The organism is Armatimonadia bacterium, from assembly GCA_039679385.1.
Taxonomy (GTDB): Bacteria; Armatimonadota; Zipacnadia; order Zipacnadales; family JABUFB01; genus JAJFTQ01.
This window is the reverse complement of the sequence record JBDKVB010000150.1, coordinates 1-14,187: the sequence shown is the minus strand read 5'-3', so window position 1 is coordinate 14,187 and position 14,187 is coordinate 1. Positions and strand designations below refer to the sequence as shown.

Annotated in this window: 9 protein-coding genes; 1 reads left to right on the top strand and 8 read right to left on the bottom strand. The window is 65.1% G+C overall.

Going from position 1 to position 14,187, the window contains the following annotated elements:
- A partial coding sequence (locus ABFE16_17440) for a hypothetical protein (protein ID MEN6347085.1) occupies positions 1-496 on the bottom strand: 496 nt, incomplete at its 3' end.
- Between the two features lie 155 nt (positions 497-651).
- Here ABFE16_17440 and ABFE16_17435 point away from each other — a divergent pair.
- Positions 652-3,174, top strand: a complete 2,523-nt coding sequence (locus tag ABFE16_17435) for a hypothetical protein (GenBank protein MEN6347084.1) — start codon at positions 652-654, stop codon at positions 3,172-3,174.
- On the opposite strand, the gene ABFE16_17430 is transcribed toward ABFE16_17435, so the two are convergent.
- From ABFE16_17430 to ABFE16_17400, 7 genes are all read right to left on the bottom strand, one after another.
- Complete coding sequence (locus ABFE16_17430; protein MEN6347083.1) at positions 3,171-4,178, bottom strand: hypothetical protein; 1,008 nt, start codon at positions 4,176-4,178, stop codon at positions 3,171-3,173. The two genes, ABFE16_17435 and ABFE16_17430, sit on opposite strands and share 4 nt — an antisense overlap.
- A gap of 98 nt (positions 4,179-4,276) precedes the next feature.
- A complete protein-coding gene (locus ABFE16_17425; protein MEN6347082.1) occupies positions 4,277-6,865 on the bottom strand; it encodes a heparinase II/III family protein in 2,589 nt (862 codons plus the stop codon).
- Positions 6,866-7,125: 260 nt separating this feature from the next.
- On the bottom strand, positions 7,126-8,289 hold the full coding sequence (locus ABFE16_17420; protein ID MEN6347081.1) for a substrate-binding domain-containing protein: 1,164 nt from the start codon (positions 8,287-8,289) through the stop codon (positions 7,126-7,128).
- A 90-nt stretch (positions 8,290-8,379) separates the two neighbouring features.
- A complete protein-coding gene (locus ABFE16_17415; GenBank protein ID MEN6347080.1) occupies positions 8,380-9,441 on the bottom strand; it encodes an ABC transporter permease in 1,062 nt (353 codons plus the stop codon).
- Positions 9,442-9,496: 55 nt separating this feature from the next.
- Entirely contained in the window at positions 9,497-11,170 is a 1,674-nt protein-coding gene (locus tag ABFE16_17410; GenBank protein MEN6347079.1) for a hypothetical protein, read from the bottom strand.
- Positions 11,167-12,726 carry a sugar ABC transporter ATP-binding protein gene (locus ABFE16_17405; protein MEN6347078.1) on the bottom strand — a complete coding sequence of 520 codons (1,560 nt, stop codon included), beginning with the start codon at positions 12,724-12,726 and terminating at the stop codon, positions 11,167-11,169. The genes ABFE16_17410 and ABFE16_17405 overlap by 4 nt, the downstream gene beginning before the upstream one ends.
- Positions 12,727-12,838: 112 nt before the next feature.
- Positions 12,839-14,187 (bottom strand): heparinase II/III family protein (locus ABFE16_17400; protein ID MEN6347077.1); only part of this gene is annotated, 1,349 nt, incomplete at its 5' end.

Sequence of the window (14,187 nt, the reverse complement as noted above, 5' to 3'; positions counted from 1 at the left end):
CGGAATCCGAGGACATCCTGACCGGCAGCCCCTCACCCTCAGCGCCCCGAATCTGACCGCCGGGGCCGCCGCCGGACTTGTCGCCATAGGTGATGACCAGGGCCGCCTGCGGGGACAGGCCAGGTGCCCCGACCGTGACCACGAGTTCCTCGATGCTCTGCCAGCCCGCCTTCAGTTGCTGCTCGAAACGCACCTGCACCGGCACCTTCGGGTCAGTGCAGCGAGCCGTCGTATACGCCCGACCGACGGGGTCAGTAGTCTGTGGCATCTCGAACAGACGGATCGGGAATCCGGAGAACTGCAGCCGCAGTCCACCTCCGGGCGCGAGGCCGGCGGGTCCTGGATGATAGGTGACAGTCCAGGTTCCGATGGTGGCCGCGACGGCCGTCGGTCCGGGCTCAATCTGCGCCGTCCCCTCACCATCCGCCAAAACCACCGAGCAGCTACCCAGCAACAGCCCGAGCGCAACCCAAAGAAGGATCGCAGTGCCTCTCATATCCTGTCGCCTCCCGTGACACGACTTCCTTACCCCGCCAAGGAATTCGCCCACCAGCCCTCCCTTCCTTCCGGCCTGCAGGTGTCGGCGAGGTTCTGCCGGAACCTGTCTCCAATCGTCGACAACGCCGCTGCGCCCTGCGGAAGGACTGGACCATGTCACTGCTCTGGTCGGCTCTGCTATCTGGCTTCCTTGTTCAGGCCTGCGCTCAGGTCCCCGCGCCTCTGCTTGAGTTGCGCTTCGAGGCTGGTCTTGTGAACTCCGGCTCGGAAAGCGGGAACGCCGCCTTCCTAGACTACGTGTCCGGCGAGGAAGCCATGCTCGCCGATGGCCCCTGGGGTTCGTGTCTGGACACCACCAACGCCTCGCGACACGGCGGTGCAACTCCCGACGACCCGAAAGCCGGCAGCGCCGTCGTGTTCTCTTCGCCTGCCTTGACGTCCCTCTCCAGCTACACGCTCGCGGGCTGGTACCGTGAGGCTCCGCAGGTGACGGGCAACCTATCACGCCTGGTCTACTGGCCGGAGATGGGTGATGTGACCTTCGGCAGAGGGCGTCTGGGCCTGGGGATTGCCGACGTCGCGGGCAAGAAGTCCTACGACCTCACTGGCCTTCCCGGCGTCGAGCCCGGTGCCTGGACCTTCTTCACGCTCGTGGTGGATGGTGACAAGCTCACCGCCGTCGCCTACTCGGGGAGCTTCGCCACACCCCTGGGCGCCTCACGTCAGGTCACACTTTCCGGGCCGCCGGTCCCGACCGAGGCCCCTCTCACCGTGGCGAACCTGGGCGGCATCCGCCCCTTCAAGGGCTGGTTCGACAACCTCCGACTCTGGGGAGCGCCTCTCTCTCAGGAACAGGTTCAGGAGGTCTTCGCCGCCGACCGTGCCTCCTCGCAACCGCCGGGAAGTCCGTCCTTGCTGCCTGTGGTCGCCCGTGACCCCGCAGGCCGCAGCTCCCTCTTCCGCCACTCCGATATCTGCTTCTCGACCCGCTGGCAGAAGGACACAGCCCTGCCCGTGATGCGCGACTTCCACACCACTCGCAACCTGTGGACCTACGGGAACTCCAAGACCTTCATCGACGGGGTCACGGCGCTCGGAATCTCCTACCAGGGCACCCTCAACGGCATGCAGGGCGCCGCGCAGGGGCAGCCCGAGGCCGACCACACGAGCGACACCACGGGTCGCGCTTTCGATTTCGACGGCCTCAAGTACGTGGCGCCCTGGATGCGTGGCTGGACGGCTAGGGTCCCACAGTACATCGGCTGCTGCAACCATCCGGACTTCCAGCGTATCTTCCTGGCCGCCGCCGACGAGCTGATCGACGCCGGTGTCCGGTCGCTCCAGGTGGACGACTGGTCGATGAACGCCTCCTGGTGCCGTAGCGCCGGCGTGTGCTTCTGCGAGCACTGCATGAAGGGCTTCCGCGAATACCTGGTCGGCCACCTGACCGCGGAGCAACTGCAGGAGCTGGGAGTGACCGACCCGACGACCTTCGACTACCACAGCTACCTGCGCACTCACGACGGCATCACCAGCGCCGAGGCCTACCGGGCGGCCTTTCGCAGCCTCCCTCTCAGCACGCACTTCCTCGACTTCCAGACCGAAAGCGTACGGCGCTTCTACCGCGAGGTGCAGCAGCATGTGGACGCCCGTGCCGGTGCCCACGTAACCCTCTCGGTCAACAACCAGTTCGGCGAGCGTGGGCCCGACGGGTTCATCAGCGACACCTACTGCGCCGACCTGCACGATTTCCAAGTGGGGGAGAAGTACAACGCGAGCTTGCCGACCCACGTCCTCGCCGCGAAGCTGGCCGAGGGAATGGGAAGGTGGCAAGTCATCTCGCCGATCCCCTACAATCTGGGCGAAGCACGTGCAGCGCTGGCTGCAACCTACGCGATGGGCCAGCTCTACCTGGTGCCCTGGGACGTCTACATGGGCACCGAACCCAACGGTCCGCCGAAGCCTCGCTACTTCGCCACCCGGGAGCAGTATGGCGACTGCTACGACCTGATCCACGAGCACCCGGAGCTCTTCGACGGCTATGAAGCTCCGGGCACGGTGCTGGTCCTTGTGAACCTCGACTTGCCCGAGTATGAGCAGACCCTATCTCTTTGCGAACGCCTGACGCGGGCGAGCGTCCCGTACCGCCTTGCAGTCTGTGGCAGACGCTACGCCCAGATCCCGCTGGTCGCGTCGGAGCTCGCCGCCGCCCGGGCGATCGTGACGCTCTCGCCTCCGGAGAGCCTGGACAAAGAGGACCGCCAGGCCTTGCAGACCGCACTGTCCTCGCGCCGGGTGCGTCTGCTGACCGACAGCCCTGACCTCGAGACCAGGCTGACCCAGTACGGGATGGTGCCGCTGACGGTCGAGGGGCCGCACAACGCTCTCGCGGTTCTGCGCAGGAATCCGGACACCCCGGAGGCCGCGGTCGTGCATCTACTCAACTGGGAGCTGACGGCGGACCGCGGCGGGGTTGAGACCTTCGAGCACGTGACAGTCTCGCTGGAGGAGAGCGCCTTCGGAGGAGAGATCGCGGGTGCCGAGTACTACGAACCGGGGCAGACGCAGGCACAGGCCCTTACGGTTGAACGCCACTCGGGGTACGTGCGGATCACGGTGCCGGCTCTGCGGACCTGGGGGATCGTGAAGCTGACCCTCAAAGGCAAAGCGGCCTAACCACTCGCGGGCCCGGGGGAGAGCGTTACCCCTGGCTTCGGAAAGGCCTTCAGGCTCAGGTCGCGCAGTTGCATCCGTACGTTGAGCACGCCAGGGACTTCCCAGCCCAGATTCATCCCGCCCACCCGGTAATCGGACAGGTCATGCGACGCCGGCAGGAAGCCTCGTGCCCAGGCGGTGTTCAGCCCCTCCAGCAGGAGTGGCAGCAGGTCCTTCGTGACGGTCACCCACTGCCCCGTGTGAGTAGTCTCGCTGGTGTAGACGCTGGCCGGTGGCGTGTAGATGAACTTGCCCGCCGCGTCGGGCGCAGCGAAGGGCTTCGGCGTCCCGTGGGGATAGCGGTCGTCGTATAGCGGCACGCCGAAGTACAGGTAGTCGCCGTAGCCGGGCGACTGGCGGTTCAGGTTCTGGGCGGTCACGTAGAAGACGAACTGCGCGGCGTGGATGCGGGAGTCATAGTCTTCGGTCTTGCACAGCGTCGACTCCCGCAGTCGGACTGAGATCGACAGCACCAGCTTGTCGAGGTCCTTGAGCGCCGGGTGCAACTCGAAGCGCTGAGTGGCGAGAAGGTGTGGCCAGGGCTCGCCCTTCTTGCGTGCATGGTCACCGTACTCCGCCTGTGCCTTCACCCCGAGGGTCAGGTCAGCCTCCGCCGTGCCCGGCAGCCCGGTCACGAGGGTCTTGCCCGCGTTCGCGTAGCGCAGCGCTCCCGACGCAAGCTTCTCCCCGGTCGCCGTCACCAGATCATACTTGCTCGACCACTGCGCGAGGCTCCAGGCGGGCTCGCCCTCTACCAGTCCTGCCAGCTTGCCGACGACCACCACCTTGCCCGGCTTCGGGCCCTGAACCTGAAAGCCGCGCTGGAAGTGTGGGTCGCGGAACATCTCCACAAAGCTCTCGGGGTTGTTCGTCGCCCCAGGCGCAGTCGCGTCCTCTGCGAAGCCCGGAGAGCACGTAGCAACGAGCAGAAGGAAGACTGCCGCCGGAACGAAACTGAGTTGCATACCTGACACCTCTCGCAAGCGCCCGGTCATGCACGGCCTTTCCTCTGCAGCGACGAAAGGGGCCGCCCGAGTGAGGCGGCCCCTTCTTCACGCTGTCCTTACGGTGCGGCGATGATGGTCCTGCCGGCCGTGCCGTCCGCATGCTTCTCCAGCAGCAGCGCGCGGGCCGTCGCCGTGGCGTCGCCGATCTGCAGCTTCGCCGGTCCGCTCTCGGCGAAGACGACCTGGCTCTCCGAGCCATCCGTGAAGCGGATCCGTGCACCGAGTCCGGCGGTGCCCAGTGCCTCCACACTCGCCACGAGGTCAGCCTGTCCGGCCTTCGCAGGCACCAGCGCGTAGAGCACGTGCGTGGTCCCTGTGCCCTTGATCGTGAAGATCCCCACGGGCGCCTTGCGAACGCTCTGGAGACCGCTGTTGGGCAGCCATCCCTGGACGGGGTCCTCCTGGCCTTCCAAGATCTTCAGCGACAGCCCCGCATCAGGTCGCGCAGCGATGCACAGGTTGGCCGCGTCTTCGTTCCCGGTGAAGAGCCGCACCTTGTCGGCGTCCAGCAGCACCGGCGCATCGAGGTGGAACATCGTGTCGTAGCTGTGTTCCTTGCCATTCGTGGCCACGAAGGTGTCCAGCACTACCCAGTAACCAGGCTTCACAAAGAGCACGCGCCGGGTCTGGGTCACGCCGGTCTTGACCTCGCCGCCGAAGCCGTCCGTGAAGCTGGCCTCAACGTAGTCATAGTCCGGCGTCGTTACCCAGGGGTTCGTGAGCGGCTCCTTGGTCAGATAGCTGTCACGTGATTGGCCGCGCCGTCGCTGCGGCTCACCATCTACCAGCGTCACGTTGTGCGAGGGTGAGTCGATGAAGTAGCTGCGCCACTTCGAGCGCTCATACTGGTAGTTGCCCGGGTCGATCAGCAGCAGCTTGCCGTAAGCGTGGACCACCATGTTCAGCTTGTCCTCGTGCTGGTGGCCGTAGCCGAAGGGCCCGCCATCGAAGAGCATGTAGGTCGCGTCCGAGTCCCAGCCGGAGCGCAGGATGTAGTAGCCTGCGTAGTCGAAAACGTGGGAGGTCGTAGCCGGGGGTTCACCCTCCTTGCCGTCGGTCGCGTACCACAGGAAGTCCTTGCGCTCAGGGAAGAGCTGGGCGGCGGTTCGCAGCGTTCCGCGAACATCAGTGTACCCACCGTCCTGAACGCCGGGGATCTTCCGATCAGGCGCCGCCGCATAGACGTCGAAGTCATACATCTTCTCAAGGCGCTTCAGGTAGTCTTCCGGAAGCGGAACCTGGTTCAACTGGGCCATCTTGAAGGCGCCCAGGAAGTTGCTCAGACTCACGTGGTGGTATCCACTCGACAGCTCCACCTGCACGCCGTCGGGGTAGACCTGGATGTTCATCTCCGAGTACAACCAGCCCAGGGCCGACTGTCGCCACTGCTCGGCTGCCTTGAACTCCGGCAGCATGACCCCGACAGTGAACAGCCCGTTGCCCTCCATGGTGAGCCAGTTGCCGCCGGTGTGGAAGCTCATCAGGTGCTGGGCGTGCTCGGCGATCGACTTCACGTAGGTGACCAGCGCCTCGTCGGTCATCTCCGGTGAGAGCACGAACCGGTAGAAGCACTCCCACAGCACCCCACTCGAGCGGATACCGGTCTCAATGGTGCGCCAGGCCGACCGGGCACCGTTGGCGGCGTCCTCCGGAAGCGGGCAGTCGCGGACCCACTGGGTCATCTCCGCCACGAACTCCCGCGCATAGCGCTCGTCACCGGTGTTGTAGTAGGCCCTCGCCAGCGTCGCCCAGTGCGGATGCCGGTTGAGCTGCCAGGTCCACTCGTTGTTCGGCGCATAGGTGGAGCCGGGAGCCGTGGTCACATCATAGTTCCAGTCGATCTCGGGACCGAACTGGTACGAGATGCCGATGCTGCGCAGCTCGTGCTTGAGCACCTTCTCGGCACCCGTGAGGTCGGGGTTCTCCGGCTTGGGATCAGCCTTCTGACCGGCCGGGAACCACCACACCGGCTTCTCGCGGTGACGGTAGTACTCGGCAAGCTCGTGCTTGGCGGCCACCAGATTGCCGGCACGGTAGGCCGCTGCTGTCTTCTCCAGCCCCGGGTAGTCCAGGTTCAGCCCTTCAAACAGCTCTTCGTCGGTCATGCGTGGACCTCGGTCCTTTCCTTCCTTGGTCAGTGTGACGTCGTCGATCCAGACGACGGTCTCCGGGTTGGGTTCGTTACCCCAGCCGCTGGCGGTGAATGAGAGGCCCTGAATCTGACCCCAGCCCAGGGGCTCTCGCGAGGCGCCCAGGCGAGGCAGGTACAGCCGGATACGTTTCCAGCCCGTGAAGTTAACCGTGACGGAGCCCGAGTAGTAGTCCATGCCTTCGGACGCGGGGTTCTCCGACGGCAGCAACACGAGGAACCGCGAGCCGGTGGCCTTCTCCGAGTATAGCCAGAAGGACAGCCGGTCATAGGCAGTCCAATCCTCCGGGACGCTCTTGAGGCCGATCCGATCCGCCTTGCCGTGCTCCCATTTCAGGGAGGCCTGGCCCTCCTTCACGTACTTGGTGTCCGCAAGGCCTCCCGTCCAATCGGCGGCGCTATCGCAACTGGACAACACGAGCGGCGCGATCCCCTGTGCCTGGCATCCCAGGGCCAGTAGGAGAGGCAGGCTGACGAGGGTAAGTAATCGACTCATGCCGGGGCTCCTTTCGCAGGCTGCTCCTCTGTGCAGGGCAGCCGATACGTCATGCTATCCATCAACCTCGCATCGGTCCCAGGGAATCCGAACGTCTTCGCCCTGCGGGGGTTCCCTCGGCTCCGGGCTTCACGAGCTCGGGGACAGGTCCTCTGCCCCCGCCTTCGACAAGGGCACCGACGCTTCCTCCCCGTACCCTCCGCGCAAGGAAAAGGGCGGCCGAAACCGGCCGCCCTCAGTGTGCTGGAAGGTGTGGGTGTCTAGGACTTGCCTGCTTTGGCCATCAGGGCCTTCGCCAGGATCCTGGCACCCGTGCAGCCTGCCTGGTAGTTCTCGGTGCCGAAATAGCCGATCCGCTTGCTGTCCGGCGCGTCGGTGTCCACGCAGATGACCGGGATGCCGGCCTCCATGGCCTTGTTGATGTAGGGGATCAGGGTCTGCGGGTTGCCCGGGGCGATGAGGATGCCTGCCGGCCTCCGCGCGATGATCTGGTCCATGGTGTTGGCCTGCTGCTCGGGGTTCTGGTCCTGCGGGCCGGTGAAGGTGCCCTTGACGCCCAGCTCCTTCACGACATCGTCCAGACCGGCCTTCGCGGCATTCCAATACTCGACGCCGGTGGAGATGCCGATGAACACGTACTCCTCATCGGCGCGGGCCTCGCCCTGCTTGCGGTCTGACAGCAGCTTCTTCCACTCCGGGTGCTTGGTGTCCAGTTCCTCCTTGGCTCCCTGCGAGGGAGTCCGGAACTGGGCCACGTTCTGCGCATTGACCTCAACGGTGCCGGTGTCGATCTTCGTCGGCACCTCGGGCAGGCCGGGCTTCGAGGCATCGCCCGGCTTGCGGAACTTCCCGTGCACGAGCCCGTACAGGTACTTCACGCCCACATAGCTCATGTAGTACTGCCGCTGGGCGACGGAGGCGGTGATGACGCCCGCCTGGATCTTGTCCAGGATGGCCGAGTCGGCATCCATCGCCACGACCTTGATCTGCCCTGCCTTGCCAGCAGCCGTCACAGCCGCAGCAATCCCGGGGCCGCTGGCGGCATTCACGCCCGCGAAGCCTGCGACGTCGGGGTTCGCGGAGATAATCGCGCTGGACTTCTGCTCGCCGACGCTGTACTTGGTCTCATCGTCGATCGTCTGCAGAACGGTGATGCTGGGGAACTCCTTGGCGAGGGTCTCGCGGTAGCCCCGCTCGCGCTCGTCGAGGTTCCACTGCCCGGGCCGAGACGAGATGCAGATCTTGTACTGAGCGCCCGACGTCGCCGGTGCTGCCGCCTCGTTTGCGGTCTCCGAGGGTGGCTGCATCCCCGGTTCGGTCGCCGGTTCCGTCGACGGCTTCGAGCACCCTCCGACGCCAAGAACGACCGCCATCACGAACACTGCGGCCATCGCCGTGAGCAGGACCTTGTGGGACGTGTGCATTGAGCTTTCCTCCCTTAAGTGGGTGACTGCGTCATGCAGCGACCACATTCCAGCCTTGAGCAGGATACTCCGACCTGCGCGACCTTCGTCCTACTGACCGCGGCGTCGCTTGGCGATGAGGATGTCGATGGTGACGAAACACACCAGAGCGGTGCCCACGATCACGTACTGCCAGTCTGGCGGAACGCCGATCTGCGTAAGGCCGGTCTTGATACAGTTGACGAGAACGACGCCGAGGAAGGCCCCGAGGATCGTTCCCTGGCCGCCGACGAGGCTCGCGCCGCCAATCACGCACTCCGCCATGACCTGCATCTCCAGTCCCATCCCGGCCTCGTAGGTAGCGGTCCCGAAGCGTGCGGAGTTCAGAATGCCCGCCACAGCCGCAGCGAACCCGCAGATCACATAGGTCGCTCCGCGGACACGGGGCACGTTGATCCCTGACAGCGCCGCCGCCTTCTCATTCCCGCCGATGTAGTAGACCTGGCGCAGCCAGCGCAGATTGCGCAGTAGGAGGTCTCCGATCAGCACCCAGGCAAGGGTGATGACAATCACCCAGAACCCCTGCGTGTCGAACACCTTTGCCTGCCCCAGTTGAAGGAAACTCGCAGGCAAGTCGTTCGACGACGCCGCCCCGAAGGTATGAACGTGGACCGTGACCAGCCCTCGCATGGCCATCATCATGCCCAGGCTGGCGATCAGAGGACTCATGCCGACCCGGGCGACCAGTAAGCCGGTGATCAAGCCGCACAATCCCCCGGCAGCGAGGCCGGCCAGGATTCCGACCGGCAGTGGTGCTCCGGCCTTCAGAACCTGTACGGTCACCAGCCCGGTCAGGGCCAGGACGGAGCCGACCGAGATGTCGAACCCGCCGCCGACGATCACGATGGCCATGCCGACGACGAGGATCGCCTCACTGCTGATCCCCACCAGCATGGCCTTGATGTTGCTGGTGCACAGAAACACCGAAGGTGTCGGGTCCGTCGGCCTCACGGGCAGGGTCTTCAGGTGGAACAGGATGACGACGGCGATGACGATGAGTAGCGTCGCTACCTCACGCACTGCCGCCACATTCAGGAGCAGCTTCCTTGCGCCGCCCTTCTCGGGCGTCGGCGCCGCTGACTGGAGTTCGGGTTCGGTCGGTTTCGTATTCATGGGAGATCCACTGGTAGGATTGAGTGCGTGTGGGCGAGAGTTGTGAGTGCGGTCTCTACCGCTTGCTTACCAGGTCGCCGAAGGGTCCAAGCAGGGCGTACTTATCGCGCCAGCTTGTGTACATGATCCCGCGGGCCTTCGGCGTCACGTCCAGTGCCGCCAGCCAGCCCTTGCAGTTCTCGAGGTCGTCGCCGTCATAGTAAGCGCCGGCGAGGGTCTCGAACCCGCGCTCGGAGAGGAACCGCAGGCTCTCCGCACGCTTCTGGAAGTACCAACAGGCGATGACGACGTCCTTCGGGATGTAGTCCCACGACCCGGTGAAATCCCCGTCCACCAGGTAGTAGTCGCCGTGGGCGTTGTGGTTCGGGTCCAGCATATCCGACCACACGTAGCACTTGGCGCCCGGCGAGACCTCGCGCACCATCTGCACCTCGCGGGTGATGCAGTCGCCGAGGATCTGACCCATGGTCATATGCCGCGACTTACAGGCCTCGCAGGCTCCACCGGCCCGAATCTCGTCCATGCTGAAGAACCACTTGGTCGGCGCCAGGTGCTGCTGGATCAGTTTCGCCTGCTGCGCCCAGTACTCGTAGAGCGCCGGCTCGGACATGCAGACGCTCACCTGGCCGTCATTGGGCATCACTCCGTGGTAGAAGCTGACGCGGAGCCGGTCACCCTCCTGGAGGCGACTGCCCGGAAGTAGACGGATGGGCGGATCGTCATGATTCCCGCGGAAGTCGCCCAGTCGCGGGTCAGCGATCGGGGCGAAGTCGCGCCCTTCCTCATAGATCGTCTTGCCGTCTTCGCTGGTGACCTTCACCGGCGTCCCCGGCCGACGCAGGACGCAGCGCAGTCCCTGGGCCTCGACACCGAGGTCATCGAGCCAGAACTTGCCCGTCGCAGCTCCCCAGGCACCGACGTAGATCCGCACCGTGTCGGCTTCTCTTGCGTTGAAGGTCATGCCGACCTCGCGCCAGTCACTCGTCGGGTCCGAGGCGAGGTTCGCCGACCCGATGTTGCGCGAACCAACATACACCTGCATCCGCAGCGTATCCCGCGGGCCGAAGTCCTGGGTTTTCACCCAGACCTTGACGCGGTAGGGCGCGTAGGGCTGCACCTTCACCTCAGCCATCACCCGGGCATGCTGGGTCTGCGGGTCTCCCGGCGCGTAGTTCTGGAAGCGCAGGGAAGCCTTGCCCGAGTGATACACTTCCTGGTCGACGAAGGAGATCTGCCCCGGCTTGTCCTGGAACACAAACCCGGTGAAGACACCGTTGCGGAAGTCCTCAAACCCCGGGTTGGCCAGCTTCGGCTGAGCCTCGGGCGCAAGCGTCGCCTCGCCCTTGTGAACCACAAACTTCAGGTCCTTCGCGGGGAGCCCGGCGGCGAGATTCGCGTCATGCCCCAGCACCCCGCCTCCGTATCCGGCGGAGAAGATGATGGGGATGATCTCGATCTTGTTGGCGGCGCAGATCGCCTTGACGCGCTCCAGCCGCTGGAAGAACTCCGGCGGTCGCCGATCCATCGAGTCCAGGCCACCTGCCCACAGCATCCCGTTGAGGCCATGCGCGGCAGCCGTCTCGATGATGGCGCGCATCTCCTCCACCTGGGCATCGTTGCTCAGATTCCGCGACACGTACACCCATCGGTCGGGGTAGATCGTGGCAGCCGGTGCACAGGCGGCACCGAGTGTCAGTATCACCGTCAGGATCGTCGCTGCTATCCTCATGATTCGGGCCCTCCACCGGCATCCTGTTCGGACTCTTCTCGGCCTGCGGCCAGGAACATGATCTTCTCTTCCGTGGCCTCCTCGGCGCTGAGCTCTCCCATGAGCCGCCCCTCGTGCATGACCAGAATGCGGTCACTGGCGCCCAGAATCTCGGGCAGCTCGGAGGAGATCATGAGGATTGCCACACCGCTGCGAGCCAGGCCACGCAGGATCGAGTGCACTTCCGCCTTGGCACCCACATCCACACCGCGTGTCGGCTCATCGACGATCAGTAGCCGCGGATGGATCGCCAGCCACTTCGCCAGCAGCACCTTCTGCTGGTTCCCGCCCGAGAGATCCGAAGCCGTTGTGTAGATGGTCGGCGTCCGAATGCTCAGGCGCTCAACGTACTCCTCGGCCATGGCGACCTCGCGCTGCGACCTCATAACCCCGCCTACTGCATTGGCCTTCAGACTTGCGGCGCCGATGTTCTGGCGGATGTTGAGCCCCAGGAACAGCCCCAGGTCCTTGCGGTCTTCAGGAACATAGCCGATCCCCAGTGCGATGGCATCCTCCGGCGTGTGTACACCGACGGACTCACCGTCAAGGTAGACCTGCCCCGACTGCGGCCGATCGGCTCCGAAGATCGCGCGACCGACATCGGTCCGCCCGGCTCCCACAAGCCCGGCCATGCCAACGATCTCGCCCGCTCGCACCTCAAAGCTGACATCGCGGAAGCGCGGCTCCCGCGTCAGGTTCTCGACTCGCAGCACCGTCTTGCCAATCTCGCTGTCGCGCTCCGGATACCACGCGCCGAGCTCACGACCCACCATCATCCGCACAATCTCGTCCGGGGTGACCTCCTCGCGAGGGCGAGTCCCGATCACCGAGCCATCGCGAAGAACCATGATGCGATCGGCGACCTCGAAGACCTCCGCGAGCTTGTGCGAGATGTACACGATGGCCACGCCGCGCTTGCGCAGGCGTCCGATGATGTCGAAGAGATAACTGATCTCGCGCTCGGTGAGTGCGCTGGTGGGCTCATCCAGCACCAGCACCTTGCAGTCCAGGGAGAGGGCCTTGGCGACCTCGATCATCTGCTGCACGGCCACCGGAAGTCGCCCCACCTGCACCCTGGGGGAAATGTCCAGATCGAAGCGTCGCAGGATCTCCTCGGCCTCACGGTACAGTCGCCGCCGGTCAACGAACCCGAGCACAGGTATCACGGGTTCGCGAGCGCAGAAGATGTTCTCGGCCACCGTGAGGTAGGGGACCATGCTCAGTTCCTGGTGCACGATCGACAGGCCGGCGAAGGCAGCCTCTCGAGCCCCGGCAAAGTGAACCGGCTGGCCCTGGTAGGTGATCGTCCCGGCGTCGGCCCGCTGGTTCCCGCACAGGATCTCCATCAGGGTGCTCTTGCCCGCACCGTTCTCCCCGACCAGCGCCAGTATCTCACCGGGGCGGACTTCGAGGTCAACACCTCGCAGGGCCCGCACGCCGCCGAAGGATTTGCGGATGCCGGTCATACGCAGGATGGGCTCGACCCCGGGGGTCGTATCGGCTGAAGAGGCTACCATAAGCTCCCGTCTTTGCCAGGCAGGTTACGTGCACAACCCTAAGCCGCGGGAGTCTTCTCCCGCGGGCGCACCGGTACCTGCTCCATATCGGTTCCACGGACCAACTGTCGGCCTACCGGGCCTCCAGCACCTGGCGGTCTGCGCCCTGGAGTCGAAGCACCATCACGGCAGCACCGCTTCGCACCTCTTCTCCCCAGGGGGCACGCACCGTCATCTCTCCCGGGGCCTTCCGGAAGGCGACGACAATCTGGCCGGCCCGCACAGCGTCACAGTTCTCGCCACCTGCCGAGGCGACAGTCACAGGCGTCTCGCCGGCGCCGCTGATCAGCAGGGGCATCAGGAAGGTGGTCTGTGTCACAGGGTCGGTGTTCAGCGACAGCCGCTCGAACTCCGGGTCTTTCGGCGTCAGGTCACGCGTCGGATGGATGAACTGCGGACGGTACGTCTCCGTCTGGCCGGTGAGTTTGGCCGGGAGCAGCGGCGCAAGGGTGAGCTTCGCCCCACCGCGCGTCACGGTCCACTGACCCTTGTCGGAGGCAACTGTCCCCTTGTGGGTCAGAAGCCACGAGAAGGTGCGTGGCTCACGGGCTTGCAGGCGGTCGCAGACCACACACAGGTCGGGCCCGGCCATCACAAAGGTGCGCTCGAACTGGGTCAGCCCCAGCTCCTCGGGGTAGGCCGAGGTCGCATCCCCTGTGACGATCATAAGGTCCTTGTCGGTCGCAAAGCGCGTGATGTGAGCGCGTCCCCTGGTCGGCGACGGCCACATCTCACCATCGCCGTACTGACCCTTGCCGTCCACCAGGATGGTGTTGTGCTCGTTGGTACGCTTGGCGTAGGTGTAGCCGGTATCGCCCGCGAGGGTCTCCCCCCGGCCAAACAGCACGAAGTGCCCCTCCTCCGGGTGGTTGTGCCCCGTGCCGCCGATGCCGTAGCGCTCGCACAACTCGGCATACAGATGTCCGCCTAGAGGCCGGCACACGAAGGCCGCGAAGGTCGCCTCGGGGCCCCAGGAGGTGCGGGCGAACACCGTCTCAACATCGTCGTAGCGCTTCGAGAGGGCCAGCTTCGCCAGCGGTTCGGTCCCCACCAGCTTCTCGTCCAGCCAGAGCAGATTGAACCGATCCGTTCCCGGACTGGTGACCAGCAGGTCTGCAAGCCCCATCGCCAGCGGGTCCTTGAATCGTCGCGCTTCCCACAGGGCCAGCTTCACCGGCGGGCGTCCCAAAGTCTGTGGCGCGTCCTCTAGCGGAGCGGCAAGCCCAAGCCCCGGGTACAGGTGGCGAAAGCGGAACTCGATCTGGCCGGGCAGTCCCCGGTCGATATCCGGCGCGTGCAGCCCCGTGCACCACTCATACAGATCGGTGAACAGGTACAGGGTCGGCATCGAGAAGTCCCAGTAAGACGGGCCTTCATGGAACCCACCGTCCGTACCGATGGTCAGCGCGGTCCGCTCGTAGC